Source organism: Roseivirga sp. E12 (assembly GCF_017592825.1).
Taxonomy (GTDB): Bacteria; Bacteroidota; Bacteroidia; order Cytophagales; family Cyclobacteriaceae; genus Roseivirga.
On record NZ_JAGFMD010000001.1, the window covers coordinates 1,423,860 to 1,446,195 of the forward strand.

17 protein-coding genes are annotated in these 22,336 nt (G+C 40.8%); 10 read left to right on the forward strand and 7 right to left on the reverse strand.

What is annotated here, in order from left to right; genetic code table 11:
• The first annotated feature begins 1 nt into the window (after position 1).
• The 10 genes from J4E76_RS06330 to J4E76_RS06375 all read left to right on the forward strand — a co-directional run bounded on the left by J4E76_RS06330 (position 2) and on the right by J4E76_RS06375 (position 14,281).
• Positions 2–2,374, forward strand: coding sequence for an ABC transporter permease (locus J4E76_RS06330; RefSeq protein ID WP_208502224.1), 2,373 nt, complete (start codon positions 2–4; stop codon positions 2,372–2,374).
• On the forward strand, positions 2,367–2,585 hold the full coding sequence (locus tag J4E76_RS06335) for a hypothetical protein (protein WP_208502225.1): 219 nt from the start codon (positions 2,367–2,369) through the stop codon (positions 2,583–2,585). The genes J4E76_RS06330 and J4E76_RS06335 overlap by 8 nt, the downstream gene beginning before the upstream one ends.
• Positions 2,586–2,698: 113 nt before the next feature.
• Entirely contained in the window at positions 2,699–3,025 is a 327-nt protein-coding gene (locus tag J4E76_RS06340; protein WP_208502226.1) for a PadR family transcriptional regulator, read from the forward strand.
• Between the two features lie 6 nt (positions 3,026–3,031).
• Entirely contained in the window at positions 3,032–5,593 is a 2,562-nt protein-coding gene (locus J4E76_RS06345; protein ID WP_208502227.1) for an ABC transporter permease, read from the forward strand.
• A gap of 194 nt (positions 5,594–5,787) precedes the next feature.
• A complete protein-coding gene (locus tag J4E76_RS06350) occupies positions 5,788–7,764 on the forward strand; it encodes a DUF4139 domain-containing protein (RefSeq protein WP_208502229.1) in 1,977 nt (658 codons plus the stop codon).
• Positions 7,765–7,839: 75 nt separating this feature from the next.
• Positions 7,840–9,486: an amidohydrolase gene (locus tag J4E76_RS06355; protein ID WP_236017286.1), complete on the forward strand. Its 1,647-nt coding sequence runs from the start codon at positions 7,840–7,842 to the stop codon at positions 9,484–9,486.
• 218 nt (positions 9,487–9,704) lie between these two features.
• A complete protein-coding gene (locus J4E76_RS06360) occupies positions 9,705–10,046 on the forward strand; it encodes a PadR family transcriptional regulator (RefSeq protein ID WP_208502231.1) in 342 nt (113 codons plus the stop codon).
• On the forward strand, positions 10,036–12,720 hold the full coding sequence (locus J4E76_RS21130) for an FtsX-like permease family protein (protein WP_208502232.1): 2,685 nt from the start codon (positions 10,036–10,038) through the stop codon (positions 12,718–12,720). Before J4E76_RS06360 ends, J4E76_RS21130 begins: the two co-directional genes overlap by 11 nt.
• A gap of 199 nt (positions 12,721–12,919) precedes the next feature.
• Positions 12,920–13,504, forward strand: coding sequence for a hypothetical protein (locus J4E76_RS06370; RefSeq protein WP_208502233.1), 585 nt, complete (start codon positions 12,920–12,922; stop codon positions 13,502–13,504).
• A gap of 180 nt (positions 13,505–13,684) precedes the next feature.
• A complete protein-coding gene (locus J4E76_RS06375; protein ID WP_208502234.1) occupies positions 13,685–14,281 on the forward strand; it encodes a hypothetical protein in 597 nt (198 codons plus the stop codon).
• A 161-nt stretch (positions 14,282–14,442) separates the two neighbouring features.
• Here the strand turns inward: J4E76_RS06375 and J4E76_RS06380 are convergent, their stop codons facing one another.
• The 7 genes from J4E76_RS06380 to J4E76_RS06410 all read right to left on the reverse strand — a co-directional run bounded on the left by J4E76_RS06380 (position 14,443) and on the right by J4E76_RS06410 (position 22,291).
• The gene (locus J4E76_RS06380) at positions 14,443–15,090 is read right to left on the reverse strand and encodes a response regulator transcription factor (RefSeq protein ID WP_208502235.1); all 648 of its coding nucleotides are present in this window, start codon (positions 15,088–15,090) and stop codon (positions 14,443–14,445) included.
• A 1-nt stretch (position 15,091) separates the two neighbouring features.
• The gene (locus J4E76_RS06385) at positions 15,092–15,898 is read right to left on the reverse strand and encodes a sensor histidine kinase (RefSeq protein ID WP_208502236.1); all 807 of its coding nucleotides are present in this window, start codon (positions 15,896–15,898) and stop codon (positions 15,092–15,094) included.
• Entirely contained in the window at positions 15,877–16,527 is a 651-nt protein-coding gene (locus J4E76_RS06390) for a hypothetical protein (protein WP_208502237.1), read from the reverse strand. The genes J4E76_RS06385 and J4E76_RS06390 overlap by 22 nt, the downstream gene beginning before the upstream one ends.
• 23 nt (positions 16,528–16,550) lie before the next feature.
• Positions 16,551–17,288, reverse strand: a complete 738-nt coding sequence (locus tag J4E76_RS06395) for a hypothetical protein (protein ID WP_208502238.1) — start codon at positions 17,286–17,288, stop codon at positions 16,551–16,553.
• Between the two features lie 239 nt (positions 17,289–17,527).
• On the reverse strand, positions 17,528–18,499 hold the full coding sequence (locus tag J4E76_RS06400) for a hypothetical protein (protein WP_208502240.1): 972 nt from the start codon (positions 18,497–18,499) through the stop codon (positions 17,528–17,530).
• Positions 18,500–18,558: 59 nt separating this feature from the next.
• Positions 18,559–20,958, reverse strand: a complete 2,400-nt coding sequence (locus J4E76_RS06405; RefSeq protein WP_208502241.1) for a hypothetical protein — start codon at positions 20,956–20,958, stop codon at positions 18,559–18,561.
• A 61-nt stretch (positions 20,959–21,019) separates the two neighbouring features.
• Positions 21,020–22,291, reverse strand: a complete 1,272-nt coding sequence (locus tag J4E76_RS06410) for a hypothetical protein (protein WP_208502244.1) — start codon at positions 22,289–22,291, stop codon at positions 21,020–21,022.
• Positions 22,292–22,336: the final 45 nt, after the last annotated feature.

The following is a 22,336-nucleotide window of genomic DNA, read 5'->3' on the forward strand; positions in this document are numbered from 1 at the left end:
AATGGTCAAAATATTTATCAACCTACTGATCAGAAATTTTCTAAAGAACAAGCTTCTTAATAGCCTTAACGTGATTGGTCTATCGCTGGGTCTCATTGCAGCAAGCTTGATTATCTTATATGCTGATCATGAACTGAGCTATGATGGTCATTACTCAGATGCTAAGAATATCTATCGTTTTGAAGGTAGAACCAACTCGCCCAATTGGTCTTCCAATTTAGGGTTCGAACACGGTAGAGCCCTAAAGTCTGGTAACTATCCTGAAATCAAAAACATTGTTCAGGTTAACAATCAGGGTGAATCATACATTTCTTTTGAAGGACGCAGGTTCGTAGAAAAAAACATCAAACTTGTAGCTCCTGGATCCGACTTTCTTGAGTTATTCGACTTCGAACTGCTGGAGCAATCTAGGAAAGATCCATTGACCGCACCATACGCTGCGATCATTACTAAATCCACTGCGCGGAAGTATTTTGGTCAAAACTTAGCAGTCGGAAAAGCTCTAAAATATGATTCTCTCTATTTGACGATAGCTGCGGTTATAGAAGACCTGCCAAGTAACACTCACTTGGAATTCGACATTCTTTACACTAACCCAGCTTCTTTTAGCAATACTCACTTCCATACCAATACCTACTTAAAACTTACTGACAAAGCAGAGCCTGGACAATTAGAGACTAAAATATTGGATATGGAAGGTGTAGCAACTGACGAGTTTCATAAGCTATCGGAGGTGAAGCTAATGCCAATTCAAAATATCTATTATGATTCGCAAGCGGGATTTGGTGCGGGCGGCAAAGGAGACAAGCTTCAGCTTACACTGTTCATAGTCATTGGACTACTCATTCTCTTAATAGCGATTACCAATTACATTAACCTCTCTCTTGCTGTCTATTCTGGGAAACGTTTGGAATTCGGTATGAGGAAAGTTCTTGGCGAAGGGCGCGCACAACTAACGAAAAACTTATTTCTAGAATCTTTAAGTATTTCGTTGCTGACCATTCCACTAACACTTATTGGTATAAAGTTTACTTTGCCCATCTTCAACGACTTTATGGGGTTGACCATTGAGAACAACTTGCTGGTTGATCCACTCTATTGGTTTTTAGGCTTAGCGTTTCTAGGCGTTCTAAGCGGCATCACAGTCATTAATCCAACCATTACATTAGCCAAAATCAAGACCACAGATTTATTAAAGAGTAAAAATTCGGCACACACCAGCGGTGGAATCAAACTGCGTAACGTGCTCGTATTCTCACAATTCATCTTGCTCTTTACACTGGGTATTTCCGCCTGGTTAATGAATCGTCAAATCCGCTATTTGGATTCCAAAGACATGGGTTTTAAGGCAGATAGAATAATCAAAATCACAAATGCCTTTGACATCGGAGGTATGGACGTCTACCAGATCTATAAGACTAAACTCCTTACATATCCGCAAATCGGTGGTGTTTCATTTGGCCCGATGATGGGTGATGGGATGTCACCCATGGCCTACAAACCAGAAGGACAAGATGAGGTTTTTGAAAACCTTCTCTCCTATGGAGTCGACATTGACTACTTCGATGTAATGGGGATGGAAATCTTACAAGGTGACTTTAAAGATGTACTACTTGCCTCTGAAGCTGGCCAGGTAATCTCACTTGTCAATCAGAATTTTATTAACAAGTTCGGATGGCAGGATGACCCTATTGGCAAGAAAATCATACTTAGGCCCGGAAGCGAAAACGAACTTAACCGAAAGGTCTCTTCTGTTTTTAAAGACTTCCACTTTTTCAGTCTCAAGGAAAGAATCACTCCTCAAATCATTTCGTTAACGCCTCAACCACAATTCGTAAACACCAATATCCTTGTCAAAGCAAATAACTATGACCTCAAATCAGTCGTAGAGATAATGGAAACCGAATGGACTGTTTTAAACCCCGAAATACCCATGCAATTCGACTTTATGGATGATGCGGTTAAACGACTTTATATCCAAGAAAAACGCACCGGACAGATCAGCATTATTTTCTCGATTCTCGCAGTGCTTCTTTCGTTACTGGGATTGGTTGGCTTTATGTTTTATGTAATTGGTTTGAAGTCTAAAGAAATAGCCATTAGAAAAGTTCTTGGAGCCTCGCTCCTCCAAATAGTAACTCTTCTCAATCGACAACTTTTTCTAATAATACTGTTGGCCGCAATTATAGGTAGTGGGCTTAGCTACTGGCTTATTGATACTTGGCTGCGCGATTACGCCTATTCTATTGAAGTGGCTCCAGGCACCTTCGTTTTGGCGGCCATAATTGTCTATTCTATCGTTTTTCTAATTACATGTTTCCAGTCCTTCAAGTCGGCTTTGTTCAACCCTTCAATGGCTTTAAAAAATGAGTAAGAAACATAAATGGGTCTTTTTGGGAATGATCGCTATTCCTTTTGTCATCGCATTGGGTTTTCGAACTTATGACAACTATCAGTTTCATCAACAAATCATTACTAATAGAGAACAACAGTCTGATAAGCCATTTACTCACTTCAATGATGACTGCATGCATTTCCTACTAACATTTGGTGAAAGCCTCGATAAACTCAAGTCCAAACTCTAAGGAAAAATCAAGTCTGTCAAATTTGAAATTTTATTTGTACAACAAAATAGTAACTAATCCGTATGTTTAACAAAGTATATAGAAATTAAAATTGGCTTTTCAACAACCACTTTATGAAAGGTAATTACCTCGGTGAATTTGAAGAATTAGTTATGCTCACATGTGCTTACCTAAAGGATGAGTCATACGGCATCAACATTGTTGAAGAAATAAAATCAAAACTGGATCGATCCGTCAGGCTTAGCGCGGTCCATATGACACTTTATCGACTAGAAGACAAGAAGTTAGTAGAATCGCATATGGGTGGGTCTACTACCCAAAGAGGTGGTAGAAGAAAACGAATTTTCAGACTTACCAGCGCAGGTATGGAAATGCTCAAAGCCACCCAAAGAGGACGCATCAGTCTATGGAATCAAGTACCTGAACTTAAACTCAATTGATCCACAATGAAAACACCTCATAAATGGGTTCTTAAATTACTTCATAGTATATGTCCTGAAGAATTACAGGAAGGTATCACTGGCGATCTCATTGAGCAGTATGACATCAACAGAGGTAGAAACAGCAAGTTAATAGCCAATTGGCTATTCATTTTTAACGGACTTCAGTTTATCAGTCTGAGTATGCTCCAAAGACGAAATCAGTATCGAAAACCAAAAGTGACAGCAATGATTTTTAGCTACTTGAAAACTACCTTCAGAAATATTCGCAAACAATCTGCCTACTATTCCATCAACTATGTCGGTCTTGCTATGGGTCTAACTTGTTGTGCATTAGCCATATTGTATGTTAAATATGAGCTCAGTTATGATGACTTTCATCAAGATCCCAAAAACACCTATCGAGTCACAGGTGAAATAAATAACAGGGCTTGGTTTCCTTCAATACAGAATATTTATGCTGAAAGGCTTATGGACCAACCCTTTCCAGAGGTCAAAAAAATCGCAAAATTCAGACGAACACCCCAACAATTTGCAATTTATGGTGATCAGCGATTTCCTACCCGCACCCTCGTGACAAATCCTGGCTCAGACCTGTTTGATATTTTGAGTTTCAAATCACTAGAGGGCGATCCCGACCAGATGTTAGAAGAACCTAACTCTGTAGTGATGACTGAGAGTTCGGCCAATGCCTTGCTAGGAGATTCACCGCATTTGGGCAAGATTATCAAATGGGACTCACTCACTCTTAAGGTCAGTGGAGTACTAGAAGACATCCCCGACAACAGCCACTTGACATTCAATTTTCTGGTAGCTGCGGAGGTTGATTTTTATGGGGTTTTCACCATTATGCAACTACAAGAGGGAGCAGACATCGAGGCTCTTGAGGATAAAATTGTCTCGTTAGACATCCCAGACAATCAGTTCCCTATCAAACAAATAGCACTCCAACCCATTCGAGAAATTCACTTGGCCAAACCACTCACTTTTGAATTAAAACCACCTGGAGACAGAGGATATCTACTTTTATTCTCAGGCGTGGCTCTATTCATATTGATCATTTCCTGTACCAATTACATCAACCTGTCTACTGCAATTTATGCCGGGAGAACCAAAGAAGTTGCCATCAGAAAAGTGCTGGGTAGCTCTAAGAGAAATCTCAACCTTCAGTTCATGTCAGAATCGGTTTTGTTAGCCTTTCTCACCTTACCTCTGGTCATACTAATGGTCGAGTTACTGCTTCCTACATTTAGAAATTTTGTAGAAGTCGAGTTGACCAATGAATTTCTAACTTCCATCCCATACATATCAACCTTGTTAGCCATTACACTGGGCGTTGGTCTTATATCTGGTGTTTACCCGGTGCTAACCATGACACATTTCTCACCTCTGAAGCTTTTTAGAAACAAAAACTTCGTTGGTAGTCATCGCATGTCACTTAGAAAAATATTGCTCACCCTTCAGTTTACACTGCTACTGTTCCTTGGTGCTGGTGCATATTTCATTAATCAGCAACTTCGATTTATCCAGAATAAAGACTTAGGAATTGCCAAAGAGGGCATTATCAAAGTATCAAACGCCTACAACATCAGATCGGGCGATCAGTATAGCGCAATTAAAAATCAGGCATTATCAAACCCAAATATTCTGGGGTTCACCAACGGCATGCCGCCAGGTACGGAGAATTATGGACAGCCCTATCAGGCGGAAGGACATGAAATAAAAAATGATGCCTTATCATTTGGCACTGACCTAGATTATTTTGAAGTAATGGAGGTTGATGGGGTTTCAGGAGATATTTTTGAAAAGGGCACTGCAGAACTCCCCAGAGTATCCCTTCTGGTAAATGAAAAGTTTGTTGAAACGATCGGATGGGATAATCCAATTGGTAAAAAAATCACTTTTAACCCAGGGCGCAACAATCAAAGAGATCGATTGGTAGCAGGAGTTTTCAAAGATTATCACACGCTTTCATTGCATAATGAAGTCGTCCCCCAGTTCATTTTCGTTAGAAATGGATCCGCAACTCCTTCTGAAAACATCCTAATCAAAATCAATGGGCAGGACATCCGAGCCTCATTGGAAGCCATAGAAAAAGCTTGGTATGGGGTACTCCCGAATGTACCCATTGAATATGAATTTATGGAAGAAGACATGCAGGCCGCTTATGCACAAGAGGAACGAGCCGGCAAGCTAAGCTTGATCTTAAGCACCTTGGCAATTCTTTTGGCGGTTATGGGTTTAGTAGGCCTGGCGGCTTACATGGCTCAATTAAGAATCAAGGAAGTAGGCATTCGGAAAGTGCTAGGGGCTTCTACTGGCCAGATCATGTTTTTGCTTAACAAGGAATTTATCTTACTCGTTGGGCTAGCCACGCTTATTGGTGGGGCCTTATGTTTCTATACTTTGAATGCCTGGTTGGAGACATTTGCCTACCGTACATCTATAAACATTCTTGTATTTCCTTTGATGGGAACTCTAGTGTTTCTCATCACCTTCCTAACTGTAAGTGCTCAATCAGCAAGTGCCGCGCTACAAAACCCTATAAAAGCTCTGAGACACGAGTAGCTAGCAAATTATCAACTTAGATTCAGCAGTGAAGTGAAATTTATTTTGGTTATAATAAGGGTTAAATGGTTTTTATATTGTTTGATTGGTAAGGCGGCCGCCTGATTCAATTTCTAAACCCTATTATGGAATATGGTTTGGTCTTGCATCATATGTACGATGATGCAAAATATTAACCCTTAAACTATCGACTTATGAGAACTTCAGCATTACTAATCGTGATGTTCATGGCCGCCTATATCGTTCATGGACAGTCAGATCTTGAATCCAAATTAATCTCAGCCAAAGTTTACACCCAAGGAGCAGAACTAAAGCGATCTGCAACACTTGATCTCAAAAAGGGCAAAAACGAGTTCAAACTATCAAAGCTCTCAGCCAACCTTGACCCAAAAACAATTCAAGTCAGCGGGGAAGATATTACCATCCTTTCGGTCAGGCATGAAAAGGACTTTATCGAAACCAACACTCCTGAGAAAGTAGAGAAGCTTCTTGAGCAAAAACAATCTCTAATGGATAAGATTGAAGTGCTAGATATGAAAATATTCATTCTTCAAAAAGAAGCAGAATTACTCTCAAAGAATATGAAAGTGATCGGCAACGAAGGTACCAATGGAGAAGAATATCAAAAGGCATTGGAATACTTTTCAAACAAGTTTGAAGTCAACACAAACAAGAGCTTCGATTTGAAACTTGAGGTTCGAAACCTTCAGAAGCAGGTCAATGAAATAGACAAACAGGTTAGTTCTTACAATGTGGAAGAAGATGAGCCTACTTCTAATATTTTCTTGGTCATCAACGCTGATAAAGCCATGAAGCGTGAAGTAAAAATCAGTTATGCTGTATCAGAAGCAGGTTGGTTTCCGGCTTATGACATAAGAGCCACCACTGTCAATAACCCGCTGTCATTGACTTATAAAGCTCGAGTGTTCCAAAATACTGGTATCGATTGGAAAGATATCAAGTTGACCCTTAGTTCAGGTAATCTGGAAGTCAGTGGTACGGCTCCCGAGCTTAGCCCCTTCTATTTAGGAAGGAGCAATCAAGTAAGGTATCGATACTCAGCCCAAGGGCAAATTTCGGGAAGAGTTGTTGGTAGTGACGATGGGCTTCCCCTACCTCAGGTTAGTGTTTTTGTAAAAGGGTCGACAACTGGCACTCCTACTGACTCTGATGGCTATTACAGTATGCAAGTTCCAAACGGTCATAATTCCTTAGTATTTAGATTTCTAGGATATGTTACTCAGGAGATACCTATCAAGAATCAGTCAGTCATAGATGTAGCTCTTGTGCCTGATGCCACATCATTGGGTGAGGTAGTAGTAACCGGTGTAGCAGCTGCCACACCAGAAAAGAAATTGACTTTTAGTGTCGCAAGAATCAACATGAATGATGACTACGTTTATTCAGGGAATGCAGGCACAGCTCTTCGAGGTAAGGTTGCCGGAGTCAGAGTACGGAGCGCACGTGATTCTGAAAACGAAACAATTCAAATTCGAGGAGCAAGTCAACTTCGAGCACCAAAACGTGAGAACAAACCGTTGCCAATAAACCACATAAACTATCAGACCACATTTGTCTATGAGATTGAGCATCCTTATGACATACCAAGTACAGGCCAGCCGGAGGTAGTTGATATCCAAACACTGGACGTAGAAGCAAACTACATCTACTCGACTAGCCCTAAGGCCAAAGAGAACGCCTATCTGGTTGCAGAGATTCCTGAATGGGAGAAACTGAAGCTTCTTGATGGTGAATCTAACCTCTATTTTGAAGAAAGTTTTGTTGGTAAATCCATCATTGACACCAACATAGGCAAGGATACCCTAGACATCTCCCTTGGCAAAGATGAAGGCATTGTGGTCAGTCGTAAGAGGCTAAAGGAATTCGAAAAACAGAAATTCTTTAGCAATAAAAAACGAGACGAACGCAAGTTTGAGATCACAATAGTTAATACAAAGGCAACAAACATTAACATCAATGTTTATGACCAGATCCCGGTAGTTCCCAACAGGAATTTTAGGGTAATTCCGGAAGATTTGGCTGAGGCCAAAGTAGACAAAGAGACAGGTTTATTGGCCTGGAACATTCAACTAAATCCGGGCGAAAAAAGGGTCATTCAATTCAGTTATAGTGTTGAATACCCGAAGCACATGGATTTGGATATTGACTAAACGAAGAGCCACCGAAGCCAATCTATAAAACTTCGGTGGCTTAATTTTCCACTGGTGTATTCCCAAGCCCAGTTCATGCATAATTTTCTTATTTTGGTTGAATCAACCTTAAAGAAAATGATGGATCGATTCAAGCAAACCCTCCTTACCCTCTGCTGCCTTGCACTTATCAGCAGTTCAGCATTAGCACAAAAAAAATATTCTAAAAAGCAGATTGAAAGATTAAAAAGCGAAGCATCAGAGATTGTAGCCGCAAATGCCAAGCAGACTCAGGTGATGATCGACAAGGTTTTCAGTTTTGCAGAACTTGGGTTTCAGGAGTTTGAATCCTCTAAATATCTCACCAATATTCTTACTGAAAACGGCTTTGAGATAACAGAGTCGGTCTCTGGCATCCCAACCGCATGGTTTGCCAAGTGGAGCAATGGAGAAGGGCCTACTATTGCTCTCGGTAGCGATGTGGACTGTATTCCAAAAGCTTCCCAATACCCAGGTGTAGCCTACCACAAACCAATGGTTGAGGGTGCTCCAGGTCATGGTGAAGGACATAACTCGGGTATTCCATTGAATATCACTGCTGCTTTGGCGGTAAAGGAGATCATGGAAAGAGAGAACATTGGTGGTACTCTAATTCTATGGCCAGGTATTGCAGAAGAGTTGGTAGCGGCCAAGGCGTGGTATGCCAGAGACGGCATGTTCGATGACATTGACATGTGCATTTTCACCCACGTGAGCAGTAACCTTTCTGTTTCCTATGGACAAGCATCAGGCACCGGCCTTATTTCTGTCGAGTATACTTTTGATGGAGAAGCGGCACATGGTGCTGGAGCGCCCTGGAGAGGTAGAAGTGCTCTAGATGCGGTTGAGTTAATGAACGTAGGATGGAATTATAAACGTGAGCATTTACACCCTCTAAAAAGGTCGCACTCAATTATTACTGATGGTGGTGATCAGCCCAATGTAGTACCGTCTAAGGCATCCATCTGGTATTACTTCAGAGATGTAACCTATGAAGGCATCATGGATATGTATGCTGACGCTAACAATATTGCCAAAGGTGCTGCCTTGATGACAGATACAGAAATGACTTCTAGAATTTTGGGTACGGCATGGCCGCGCCACTTCAATAAAGTTATTGCGGAAACCATGTACGAAAACATCAAACAAGTGGGCCTTCCAGAATGGTCTGAAGCTGATCAGGAGTTAGCGAAAGCTGTGCAAACAGAGGTTGGTTCATCGAATCCAAGAGGACTTAACACTAAACTTTCTTCTCTTGGCTTGCCAATAACCACACCAAGAAGTGGTGGTTCTGACGACATTGGAGATGTCAGCTGGAAAATTCCTACGGTGACTATGCGATTTCCTTCAAACATCCCTGGACTTCAAGGCCACCACTGGAGCAATGCCATTGCCATGGCCACACCAATTGCACACAAAGGGGCTACAAAAGGAGCTCAGGCGGAAGCAATGACGATTCTTGACTTTTTCTTGAAGCCAGATCTTGTGGATCAGGCCAAAGACTATTTCAACAACGTCCAAAGTAAGGAGACCAAGTACAAGCCGATGATTTCTGCAAGTGACATGCCCCCTATCTACCTCAATAAAGGAATCATGGATCAGTTTAGACCTCAATTAGAGAAGTTCTATTATGATGAAACCAAGTATGGTAGCTACTTAAAGCAGTTGGGAATTTCTTATCCGACTGTCAAAAAGGAAGATTAGCACATCACTTATTAAGCAATAATCGAGCTTAGGTTAGCAAATTCTATGGAATACTCGGGACTATAACCTGACCACCACTCGTACTGAAGTAGAAGAGCCAGATCAGAGCTCTTCCCAGTCCATAACACCCAATTTTCTAAGAAAATTAACTTTTCCTTATAATGTTCGTAAATGAATACATTATATTTAGTTCGTAAATGAATGCAAAATAAATATCGATGAAAGGATCCTACCTTGGAGAGTTTCAAGAAATTGTACTCTTGTCCATCCTTGCCTTGGAAAACGAGGCATATGGGGTGAAAATCCAGAAAGAAATTGCCGAGAAATCTCGCAGAAGTATAAGTCGTGGAGGCTTGCACAGCACCTTATCTCGATTAGAGGACAAGGGCTTTTTAGCTTCTAAATTGGGAGAAGCAACCAAGGTACGTGGTGGAAAAAGTAAGAAGCTATATTCCGTTACCAACCTAGGCAAAGCTGCCCTCAAAGAAGCTGAAGCTGTGCGTAAAGAATTTCACAAATCCATTCTTGACCTTAATTGGGTAAAAATTAGTGTTACCTGAAGACCATATACCGAAGTTTTGCAATTGGCTCTTTTCTGTTCTCTGTAAAGAAGAACTCTACAATGAACTCGCAGGAGATTTAGAAGAAACCTTCGCAGAAAACTATCAATTGCTAGGCTTAAAAAAAGCTAGGTCAATCTACAGAAAGGAGGTTTTCAAAATGTTGAGACCCTCCGTAGTTCGAAGATTCAAATTACTACCAACACTTAGTCCAATTGACATGATCAAAAACTATTTAAAAATCTCAATTCGAAACATTTGGAGGGATAAGGAACATTCTTTTATCAGCATTTTTGGTCTTGCTACTGGCATTGTTGCCAGCATCTTGATCTTCCAGTATGTAAATTTTGAATCAAGCTATGACTTGATGCACGATCAAAGTAAGGGTGATATCTATCGACTTTCAAGAATATCCACCGACATGACATCTGGGGAAATTGACTCCAAAGCATCAAGTCATTATATGGCCATTCAATCGAGTATTGTGGATGACATGCCTGAGGTAATGAGCGCTACCCATCTCTACCCTCTCCCAGGGGTTCTCTCTCATGAAACACAAGGTTATAACACTGAAAATATTTTTTTCGCTACCGGTTCGTTCTTCGATATTTTCGATTTCAAATTGCTACAAGGGTCGGCAGCTGACTTAGATCAGCCTGGCAGTATCTTCCTTTCACAAACAGAGGCCATACGCATTTTCGGCAGTGAAAATGTATTGAACAAAGTCATCACTTTCAATGCCACCGATTTTCCATGGGAACTGCAGCTACAAGTCAAAGGGATCTATGAGGACTTACCTGAAAACACACATTTACCAAATCCTCAAGCGCTGCTTTGTGCTAAACAGGTCAATGAACAAATGGCAGTTTTCTTTCCTCAAATGGATGAAAACGAACTAAAGTGGCGACTAACTGGCTATCACACTTATATCAAAGTGCTACCCGGTACCATCAAGTCAGATTTGTCATCCAAATTAGTAGAATGGATAAAGACATACCGAGCACCTTTCAATAAAAATCAAGGCAGAGAACATTCAATACAAGCACACTCCATTAGAGATATACATTTTATCAAAGATTATGATAGTCAGCTGAAACCTGCTGGAGACCAAAAGATCATAACACTGTTCAAAATCATTGGGGTGTTAATCGTTTTGATAGCCTGGACTAACTTTGTTAACCTCGCTTCGGCCAAAGCCGTAAAGCGCGCCAAGGAGATTGGCATTCGAAAGTCTTTAGGGGCATACAAAAAGCAGCTTATCCAGCAATTCTTGCTCGAAGCGATTTTGATTAACCTACTGGCATTACTATTAGCCATTGGCATTGTATTATTAGTAATACCCAAGTTTCATCAACTCATTGGTTCAGAAGCGTTTGATTATTTTGGAAGCTTTATCCCTTTCTGGTCCACCTATTTAGCCACCTTCTTACTAGGTTCTATAGTGACTGGTCTCTACCCAGCATTAGTACTTACTAGATTTGAGCCTATAAAAGTACTGAGAGGAAATTTTGCAAGTTCGTCACAAGGCAGCTCACTAAGGAAATCTTTAATACTTCTTCAGTTTGCAATTGTCTTGGTCATGCTTTCCGGTGTTATGGCCATTCGATCTCAAATCCAGTTTATGATGGATGCTGATATGGGCATGAATATATCGCAGACTCTTGCAATACAAGGGCCTCCTGGTTATTTAAGGGATTCGACCTATGCCCAAAAAACTCAGGCTTTTCAGGGAGAAGTAGAAAGGAATTCAGGTGTAAAAGCTACTACCCTATCTTCTATATTACCTGGCATTCGTAACAACTTCTTCCAGACCACTAACCGACTTGACCGGCCTTCAGGTGAAACGGTAATGCTCTATCGCAGTTTTGCTGACCACGATTATGTATCATTTCATGATCTTGAGATCATTAGTGGTCGCGACTTTGATGAGTCTTTGATTGGAGATCAAAATGTCATTCTTTTGAACCGTGAGGCGGTTGAACGCTTTAATTTCGAAAGCCCTGAAGATGCCATCGGAAAAAGACTAGATTTTGCCAATGATGTCACTCCGCTTATCGTTGGTGTCGTTGAGAACTTCAATCAAATGGGAGTCAACTTTGCAATCGAGCCACTAGCGATAGAGTTGATCAACGGAGGTGGCAACTTTATTAACCTCAGGGTTGAAACCAAAAACATTGCGGAGACCATGCAATTTCTTGAGAGTAGCTATGAAGCCTTTTTTCCAGGCTCCCCCTTTCAAGCTTCTTTTATTGACCAAAACTTCAATACCCTTTATGAGGCCGATCAGCGATTCAACCAAGCCCTTCAATTCTTTGCCATAGTAGCGATTTTCATCTCTTGTCTAGGGATTTTTGGCTTGTCTTCTTTCTTGATTAATCAAAAAATGAAAGAGGTCAGTATTCGAAAGGTACTTGGAGCAAATGTTCTAGAAATCATTCGTGTCTTGACAACGGAATACATTTGGCTGGTATCAATTTCCACCCTAGTCGCAGTTCCTGTAGCATACTTTCTGATCAACAATTGGCTGGATTCTTTCTTGGTCAGAGTAAATGTCAATATACTGTTCTTTGCGCTTCCAGTAATCGGCCTGATGATGATCATTCTTATCACCATTGGTCATAAGACCAAAAAAGCAGCTTTAACGAACCCAGCAAAAACATTGAAGAGTGAATGACCCGTTTTATTTCTGATCAACTTACAATGTATTAAATATCAATTAACCTCCCTCAATACCTTTATAATGAGACAAAGTATCGTAGTGATATGGAATAATTGGAAAGTAATTAACCCGCAGAAAAAGAATTAAACGATATCACTTCGACCGAAAGAGCAATACGTGCTAACTTTAAGCTATGTCTTAAATTTCATCTCTTATGCAGAAGAACTTCAAACAATCAATTCGTTCTGGCTTTTTCCAGTTCATAATGCTTGTAGCCGGTGTCTTGTTGGCACTGAAAGCCAATGACTGGAGCGAACATCAAAAAAATAAAAAACAGACATTTCAATTACTGCAAAAATTAGAGGCCGAAGTAGAGTATACTCAAGCAAGAGTAGATCTTATGGCTGACTTCTATGGCAAGCTAAGAGATAGTGTAAGGATCAATATACCTCGTGAATACAGAAAAAAGGGTTCGACTAAATTCTTAAACTTTTGGTTTGGAAAGGAATACCCCGAGTTTCAACAATACGTCTTCGAATTAGCAGTGTCAACTGGCAAAATGAATGATTTGGACTTGGATTTAGCTATGTCTCTAATGAGGTTAAGGCGAGAAGAGGATGTATTCTCAGAACAGGTTGAATCTTATGACCAAGATGGTTGGCAAGAGAAAAACGTTCTTCAACGCATGGAGTTTGCTGAACATTTGAGCCATGACGTATTTCTGGCAATAGACCGCATACAACCTCTTATAGATACTTGTAGTTTTCTGATTAAAGATAGAATTGCTAACTACAGGTGAAAGCCCGACTATAGCTCTCCCGTGATTCATTTATGCTCAAAAGCTTTTTAGGATATACCTCTTTAAGTCGATTTTAACCGGAGACATCACAGCAATTGGAAATTGCCTGTCGACATTGAAAAAAGAAGATTAAACTTGATGTATCTAGGAAAAAAATCTTCTTAACCCTAATTTCGGATCATGAGAAAGTTTTTGCCCATAGTGGCCTTCTTTATACTATCTATAGCTAGTTGTACTACTTACGTTGATCCATATGAACCGAACTCTACCAGTGTTTTTATAGGACGTTTTGAATTGGAAAACGGATATTTAACTAAAAAACAAAGCGCGCTCTTTGAATTGAATACAGAAGCAGTTCAGGATAGCATTCCATTTTATGTTCAAACATCTCAAAGAGGTGATTCACTTTTTCAAACATTGACACACATTGTTGATGGAAGAGAATTGGTTTCAGCTTACTCATTGCCAGAGCAACTTGGACCTGGCCAAATTTCCAATACAGAAGATTTCGACTATCGCCATGAGATCTTCTTTTATAATGATGAAGACTATAGAACTCCGACTAGACCAGATATTGAGAGTCTTCAGTTGTTTGGAGAACCAATAGGCGATTTCTCCTATAACTTTCTCTGGAGAGGAATGTCTGATGTGTTTGAGTTTAGAAAATTCATGAGTTCAGAAAATGCTAAGGTGGGTATTGCTCAAATAAGACCTTACTCTGATTCTGATGAGGACAGTGGCTCAACAATACTCTTGATAGTTTATACACATAATTAAAATGCCCGGGTTTATTCAAACCCTAAAAACGAGCAAGCCTTTTCTAAAAGGTTATGAACATCAAATAGCTAAGACCAAAGCCAGATATTTACGCATCAACATGCTCTACAACAGTGCCAACCCTGGGCTTCACTTGGTTGAATTCAATGCTTTTAAGTAAATCAAATTTCAATAACTCCCTCTTTGATCGCCTTAACGATAAGGCCGGCCGTATTTTTGACACCGAGTTTTTCGATAAGATTTTTTCGATGACCTTCAGCAGTTCTATGACTTATAAACAGCTTTTCTGCAATCTCTCTGGTGGTATATTCCTGACAAATGAGTTCCAACACCTCCAGCTCTCGTTCGGAAATCTTAACATTGTTCTTTAATTCTGGCTTTTTTCGGGCGTTACCTTTTAATCCCCCCAACATGGCCTTAGAAACCTCACGAGTAAAATAGTATCCTTCATGATAGACTGATTGAATACCTCTTTGTAGGGTTTCTGCATCACAATCCTTCAAAAGGTAACTATTAGCTCCAAGTTCCATCAGATAAGCCACCATTTTGGTATCGCTATAGGTGGTGAGGATAATCACTCCGAGATCAGGATACAATGGCCTGATTCTTTTCAGTGTTTCTACTCCATCTAAATCGGGCATTTCCAGGTCGAGCAACAGTACATTTGGCTGTTCCTCTTCTAGTTTTTTCATCAGCTCCTCACCATTAGCTGCCTCGTATAGGAGGTCTACGTCAGTCATCTGATCCAGTAGAAACCGAATGCCTTCTCGAAATAGTTGATGATCATCACAAATTGCTACTTGTATCATTTTAATCTCCTTTTTCAATTTCTCTTGTGGCCGAATACAGCTTAAGAGATAGTCCTTGTTCTTTGTTTTCTTCTACGGAAAGTTCTCCCCGCATTAAGCCCAACCGGCTGGTAATGTTTTGCATTCCGAGCCCCTTGTCCATCATTAAAGTCGGATTTGACAATCCAACGCCATTATCCTGATAGCTCATGGTAATCCGAGCTTCATCCCCATTTAACGCTAGACGTACTTGGGTGGCCTCAGAATGCCTGAGCGCATTATTCATTAACTCCTGAACAATACGGAACCAATTCAATTCAAATTCCTTGTCCAAAGTCCCTTGCCATTTACTGGAGAACTCGACCTGAATGGCTTGGCTTTCATTCAACTGATCAGCGATATTCGAGATGGCTTCTACTAAACCTAACCGTTCCAGTACTACCGGTTTTAAGTCGTGTGACACTCTTCTCACGCTGGTCATAGTTTGGTCTAAAATGGTCAACGCCTTCTCCTTCAGTTCAAAAAACTTCTTCGGATCAACCTCTTGTTCCAAGTGTCGGAAATACAACTTGGAAGTAGAAAGCAAGGCCCCCACTTCATCGTGCAGGTCCTTGCCAATTCGGTTTCGCTCCTTTTCCTGACTTTGCAAGTTAGCTCGTAACAGTTGCTGCTGATAATCCGCCTCTTTTTGCTGATGTTCTTTTTGCTGTTTTAGTAGACGTTTCTGGTAGGTTAAGAAAAACACAATCACGGCTAAGGCAAGAATAAACATCATACTCATTCCAATCAAAACCCAGTCAAAGACTGTTATGCTATTGACTTCTTCCATAATGCGATGGTATAAAAACCGTTTAGAAATACATTAAACAAAGCATTAAGTAACCAAGAGGCAGTAACAACTTCCTTTGGCACTGACTCTACATAGTTTACAAAAAAGAAGAGCATCAATGAACCAGAGTGATAAAGAAGCAAGCCCGCGCTCAACCAAAATGTCCAATCTCCAGACAATGGTTTTAGTATTGACAATTGAAGGAATTGTCTAAAGTGTATCAGAGACAAAAAGACATAAATTATACTTGCCGTAACAATTGTATTTGAGTTGAATGTATTAAGCGGTTGTAACCAAAGGCTGTTAAGAATTGCAAACACAGTGAATAAGACCATCAAGACATCAAATACCTCCCCTTTTATAGTGTCTTTGAGAATATGCTTGTAAAGTCTATTAAACAAGAAAAACAACAGAATAACAAGGACATGGTAGACCGGTAAATTATTAGGCTCCTGAACGAACTCAACAATCAAAAAAGCAATGACCTCGGCTCCAAAAGTAAAGACTATCACTAAGCCCAACAAAATCTTCTTAGGTTGAAATCGTTTATAGCTCATCAATACTAACACCAATGGTATCAGTATTGAGAGCTGAGAAATCCTCACAAGATTCAATGCTTCTGGACTCATAATAATTAAGCGTTCAATCGAAATCAGTCAGGGCATGCTGGAGGACAAGCACCTACAAAATCCAAAAAGGTATCACCCTCATCATCCAATGCCAGCCCTGTGTTATTCGATATCTCAATCACTGGGGTAAAAGCTATTTGCTGGTTAGCCGAATGACCGTAATTCACACCAAAGTGCACCTTTATAGTACTTTGAGGCTGCAGAACAGACTTCATTGCATCGATATCTTCTGTTTGAATGATAAATTTCTTAACCCGCTTTGGTCGTTTAAGCAATTGTTCTTCGCCAGAGATGCTTATTCCATGACCCGATCCATCCATGCTAATTGTTTGAAAGAAAATCCTACTCACCAAATAGTATGGAATTAAGGCCCAGTTGGTACAAACTTCATTTTTATAATCAACAGAAACCCCGAGATGCGGTTGGTACTTACTTGTATTGGGAGAGATAAAAGTCTTAGTTAATTGTTCTTCCATTCCAAGATGTACTACTCCACTATCATCCATTAGTTCGAAAAAAGGACTGAAGAGATCTGTATTCTTATCGATCCCCATGCAGAAAGAAAGACTTGAACTGCTATTCCAATTCTCTATTGCATCTAGAAAAGAGGACTCTACCTGGCCAAAATATGCTCCAGTAATTCGATTGTACTCTTCATTCTGCTCGTCATAGATTTCAAAGCAATTATTAACCTCCTCTTGCCTCAATTTCGGCCATGAAGATTTTGACTTACTCGCTAGAGTTTCATTTAGTACTTTCATTGGAATTGTTTATATGGTTATTGATTTAATGTAAGAATATGAATAAAAAGACTGACGATCAAAAGCAGTGATTAATTCAAGTATATCTATTTTTTAAAATCCTGAATATGAATAAGTTAATATAGAAACCCCATCAGACCTATACTGATTAGGGTTTCTGATATTCTTGATTTCTCAGCGTTTAAAACTATGCCTGAACAGTCTGATTTACCGATTCATAGCATAGCACATGGGATATTCTATTGCCCAAACTCTTGTTGAGCGAATTGACTCAGTTGTGTCCAAAAATTCATGGCGACCATTTGATTAATCTCCTGTATGGCAGCATTCTTCGTCTTTTGACCTGCAGCCAACTTTTCTGAAACACCATTTAGCTGATTGAGCATGGAAACCAAAGGCCCAATGATTTCCCCCATATCAGTGTTAACCGTTTGAGTGGAAATACCGAAGTCTTGGCATTGGAGAACAAAGCCAGTCATGCTACTCTGAATTTCATTCACTAAGGTCTGCCATTGAGTAATCAAAGTACTGCCCCCACAAGCCATTCCCTGAGCGTAATTATCAATCGCCACCCTATCGCTTGAGGTCACACTCGTCAAGCTCAGATAGTTGTTATGGAGGTTTGCAAAATCATTGACAATGGCCTGATTGTAATTCCCCAAAAAGCTAATGGCCGAATCCAGACTCTTTTTTAAAGACTTTATCTTGATAATGGAGGAAGACAGGTTGGTCTGAACATTGGCGGTCGTAGAGCCCTTCAATGTCTGAAGGGTTTGTGAAACATTTGGCATAGCATCTACCAAAGCTGACTGCAGAGGCTGATAGTACGGTTTAAAGTTTGAGATATCACTGAGTAGTTGCTGACTCAGTTGTTTGAACTGTTGCATAAAGTTCGAATAGCTCGGGAAATTCCAGGTATACGTGTAATCTTCATCTTCAACACATATCCCAATAAAGTGATCCGTACAAACACTGCACTTGGTAATAGTTTGAAAAGGGCCATAATTGTAATTGTCTATAAGCTGTTGAAGCTTAGGGCCGTTACTCGGCATGTTTTTCAAAGCTTGAATAGCCTGCTTGGCCTTGGGCAAAGAGAGTTGAGCCACCAACCCAGGAGTCATCATTGAAATGGCGGGGGATTGATTGTCAACTACAAACCCGCTCAAGGGTATTAGCAAGGCAATTGAAATGGTTTTAATAAGTGTTTTCATTTTGTATGGATTTAATCCCAACCGGGTACGATAGTGTACAGTCAACCGGTTAGGGGTTTTCAGGATTGTGACAATAGATTGACTTCTAATTCAAGTTGAATGAACGTGGCACCACTTGCATCGCACTCGCTAGGAATGTTGATTGTCCAAAGCGTAAATGGAGTCGGTAACAGGTAGTTGTCTCCGACATTGAAGGGGGAGGTGACTTTTGGCTTTTCACCATTATCACCTGGCTTATAGGCAAACCCACCGTTTAGCGAGTTAGAAACAAACTTGTAAGTATCGGTTCCAAATCCATTGGAGTATTTCCCCGAAGTAGAAATTGTGATGGGAATCACCCCTGCATCATCAGCCAACACACCTTTAACAAAATATTTAGCAGATTTCACCCAAATGGCTGAATTGGGGTGTGGAAGTTGTTGCGTAATATGTGCTAAGCCCGTTGGAATAGAAAAGGTCAGTTGTATACCCTTGCTATCGCTGGATTGCGTTGCCACTAATCCCTGACCACTCGTTGAACTCCCATCTTTTACTATCGGAATCTCAAGAGATACATGCGTATTCTTACTTGGTAAATTTGTAGATCCATTTGATAGGCCACCAACCCAATTATTGATAGTTGAAAAAGCGGTGGTCAGTTCAGCCGGTGTACTATCTAGGCTTATCGTTACACTGGACTCAACCAAGTTATTGTAAAAGAAAACATCCTTGTAGTAAGCAAATTCAACAAATATTGATCGCATCGTAGAGTCTCTTCTGTTTCTTACCAAGCCTTCCAGAGCCAATAATTTCTCTTTTTTGCTTTCCGATTTTGCCGAAAGTTTATTCCAAATGCTTGTGGTATTTTTGATCGCGTGGACCTTAGCTCTTAAGACTACGGCCTTGCACAGTTGATTGCCGTAAGCAACGATTTTAGTATTCAAGGCCTTCCCATAATTAGCAACCACTTGCAAACTGGCTAGGTAGTCATTCCCGGCAGGTTGAGCGGATTTTAAATGATTATCACCTAGTTCATCGGAAAGGTTAGACAATACATTTGTAACCTTAGTCATAAAATTATCCCAAGCCAACCCTGGATCTAGGGTAACCGGTTCCGGATTGAAGTTCACTGAGTGATGAGCGTTCTCGGGATTATTAATATCATACCAAAGCTGTTGACTGTTCATCACGTAACTGAACAGCTGCTTGTTATTTTCCACTAAGGCTTTGGCGTCCTCTACTAAATCATTTTGCCCGTAATCTTCGGTGATACCTTTAATAGTTTCATAGCCTTGTTTGATGGCTTCTAGAGCACTGGAAAGTGCCTCAGCGGCACCGTCACCCTTTCCTTCTACGGTCTCGGCAATATTGGCAGCCGATTTTACAGCATCCACCGCAGTCCTGATCCCATCGTTGATGAACCTGGAGACTTTAGCCTGATCAATGGCCGCTTGCAAGAGTTGATTCTTGTTTTTAGCAATTGTCATAGCATTGTCGAAATTCCCAATTACCGAAATGTATTCATTATAAAGGCTTTCTATGGCGTTCTTAGACTGACCATACTCTGTTTGAAGTGGTGCTAATTCGGTTGCAGCGGTGCTTTCTATAGCAGTACTTACTTCTTCCAGCACTTCTTCGATATGTACGGCATTTTCCAGGGATTCTAAATTGGAATCATAGTCCTGTACCGCTGTGATTAAGCTGTTTACTTCACTACCATAGTAACTTGCAGAAAGTGGCGCAACATATTGATAATCACCTGGAGCATTCAACGAAATCACCAATGAAGAAGCCTGTGCAAACAACTCTTCATGGGTACTTGGAATAGTACCACAAGCCGAAATCGCTGTACATACCCACGCCAAAATTTTATTTGCCTCTTGCAAACTATCCACATCACCTGCATTCATTAGAGAAGAAGCCTTTGCAAAACATGCATACAGGCTATTCAATGCATAAGGAGTCCACAGAAGATCTTCAAAGTTTGCTATTGCATCTAGTGTTGTCCCTGTGGCAGTATTGTTCGGCTCTACTTGAAAAAGTCCGATTTTAAGTGTACCCCCATTTGTGGGCACCGTATAAAGGGGAGCTGGGTTGCTACCCTTGGTCTCCGAAGTGATCAAATTAAATGCCTGTGGATCACCACTGTTAACGGAACCCTGGATGAGACATTCCAAAGAGGTCAAGTTGCCAGTCGAGGGTACTGCAATTGGCCATGAGGCATCACCTATTTCAGTTAAATCAATTTCACGAGCTACAATCACTGTAGTCTCTGCATTAAGTTCAGGAATATCTGCAATAAGTTTATTGGCGTAGATTGACAGGGTGAGTCCACCCGAAGGCGGAAACTGGTTTACCAACGTTGATAACTTGACTTGATCACCTGAAAAAACAATCCCGGAAACATCACCAGTACTAGGATCGGTGGTCAAAATGGTAGAATTATATTTAGACTCTAAAGAAGTTGCTAAGGCTTTCATATCAGTTTTTTTGTGGATGGTAGGATGAGCCGGCCTTGAGGCCGGCCCTTATCTTTTCGACTTATCCCTGGCTAGGGACTGGTGTCGGATAAACAATCGCATCACTATAGTCAACTAGGCTATCCGTAACGAAGAGATTGGTGTTGTTTGCAATAGACTTCCATTCCTCCATGGCGTTGTGCAAATCAGTAGCTTGCACTACCCCAGAATAGGTCCCTATCTTGTCGGCAGAGAGGTCAGCAATAGCCGTCAATTGTGTGTTTTGATCAAGCCACACACCTTCAATGGTCGCGAGTTTGTCAGCAAACTTGGACAAATAAGAATCCACATTGACCAAAGACAGGTTAAATGCGGTCAGATCAGTTACAAGTCTCGTCTTTTCAGACAGATCTGTATTATCGCTACCAATTTGACCCATCAAATTGTTATAGGTTTTCATCTCTGCAGCAGCCGCTGCTCCTAAACCACCACCAACTGCTGCCGCAACTGGCCAGAGAATCCCCATTGAGATAACAGCTATACCTATGGAGGCAGTAGAAGCAGCAATCGTGTAATCCTCCCACTTCTTGTGAGCTTCAGTCGCCTGCTGTGTCAATGTGGCAATAGCGCTTGTATCAACATTTTCGGCACTCTTCGCAGCGGCTATCACCTGTGACTCTTGATCACAGTATTTAGTAATTGCCTTTTTGGCAACTGAAAATGTGCTTTGAAAGCTACTGAGTTTGCCTTGAAGCGCTTGAATTTGTGCCAGCGAGGTTTTAGCAGTAGACTTCAATCCACCAGAACCAGTGAGCAGACTATCTAGGAGTGTCTTGTTTTGGGCTGGAGTGTTGCCCATATACATAGGCTTCAGATCAGACCAGGTATCATGAAAATTCGAAGCAGCGATACTTAGCTGGGCAGCCATCCAGGCACAATGACCAAAAAGTTCTGTTGGGGGAGTCGGGCCAGACAAATAATTAGGATCCTGCTCTACTTTTTTTCGAAGTTCACTAGGGTCTCCCATTTGAGTTCCCATAGCTTGTATTGACTGCATGGCCGTAACACAATTATCGATCAGGGTCTGATCAGAGAAAGTGCCATATTTTGAAGCAAAGTCTCCTGTAGTAATTGGCATCTGAAGGCAGCTCGTAATGAACGACTGCAACTTAAGCCAATCATGATCGAACAATATGAAGGCTTGACCGTTTTTGCTCGCCAGGTTATTTGACGGACTTGCTGAAGTACTGCTACCTGTAGTAGCCTGAATAGTGGATGTAGACATAATGTTAATTTTTCGTTTATTGTTTTGATGATTTCGTTCGTCAGCAATCAGCTGTGATAGTCGAAACATTGATATACCAAAGTTGAAGAATGGATCTGCGGCAGGTAAGCGTAT

Bases quoted from the DNA above. Each gene is read 5' to 3' on its own strand.
- J4E76_RS06345 (WP_208502227.1), top strand. From the start codon at position 3,032: ATGAAAACACCTCATAAATGGGTTCTTAAATTACTTCATAGTATATGT.
- J4E76_RS06390 (WP_208502237.1), bottom strand. From the start codon at position 16,527: ATGAGTCCAGAAGCATTGAATCTTGTGAGGATTTCTCAGCTCTCAATA.
- J4E76_RS06410 (WP_208502244.1), bottom strand. From the start codon at position 22,291: ATGTTTCGACTATCACAGCTGATTGCTGACGAACGAAATCATCAAAAC.
- J4E76_RS06355 (WP_236017286.1), top strand. From the start codon at position 7,840: ATGCATAATTTTCTTATTTTGGTTGAATCAACCTTAAAGAAAATGATG.
- J4E76_RS06375 (WP_208502234.1), top strand. From the start codon at position 13,685: ATGAGAAAGTTTTTGCCCATAGTGGCCTTCTTTATACTATCTATAGCT.
- J4E76_RS06400 (WP_208502240.1), bottom strand. From the start codon at position 18,499: ATGAAAACACTTATTAAAACCATTTCAATTGCCTTGCTAATACCCTTG.
- J4E76_RS06370 (WP_208502233.1), top strand. From the start codon at position 12,920: ATGCAGAAGAACTTCAAACAATCAATTCGTTCTGGCTTTTTCCAGTTC.
- J4E76_RS06330 (WP_208502224.1), top strand. From the start codon at position 2: ATGGTCAAAATATTTATCAACCTACTGATCAGAAATTTTCTAAAGAAC.
- J4E76_RS06340 (WP_208502226.1), top strand. From the start codon at position 2,699: ATGAAAGGTAATTACCTCGGTGAATTTGAAGAATTAGTTATGCTCACA.
- J4E76_RS06335 (WP_208502225.1), top strand. From the start codon at position 2,367: ATGAGTAAGAAACATAAATGGGTCTTTTTGGGAATGATCGCTATTCCT.
- J4E76_RS06395 (WP_208502238.1), bottom strand. From the start codon at position 17,288: ATGAAAGTACTAAATGAAACTCTAGCGAGTAAGTCAAAATCTTCATGG.
- J4E76_RS06350 (WP_208502229.1), top strand. From the start codon at position 5,788: ATGAGAACTTCAGCATTACTAATCGTGATGTTCATGGCCGCCTATATC.
- J4E76_RS06360 (WP_208502231.1), top strand. From the start codon at position 9,705: ATGAAAGGATCCTACCTTGGAGAGTTTCAAGAAATTGTACTCTTGTCC.
- J4E76_RS06405 (WP_208502241.1), bottom strand. From the start codon at position 20,958: ATGAAAGCCTTAGCAACTTCTTTAGAGTCTAAATATAATTCTACCATT.
- J4E76_RS06380 (WP_208502235.1), bottom strand. From the start codon at position 15,090: ATGATACAAGTAGCAATTTGTGATGATCATCAACTATTTCGAGAAGGC.
- J4E76_RS06385 (WP_208502236.1), bottom strand. From the start codon at position 15,898: ATGGAAGAAGTCAATAGCATAACAGTCTTTGACTGGGTTTTGATTGGA.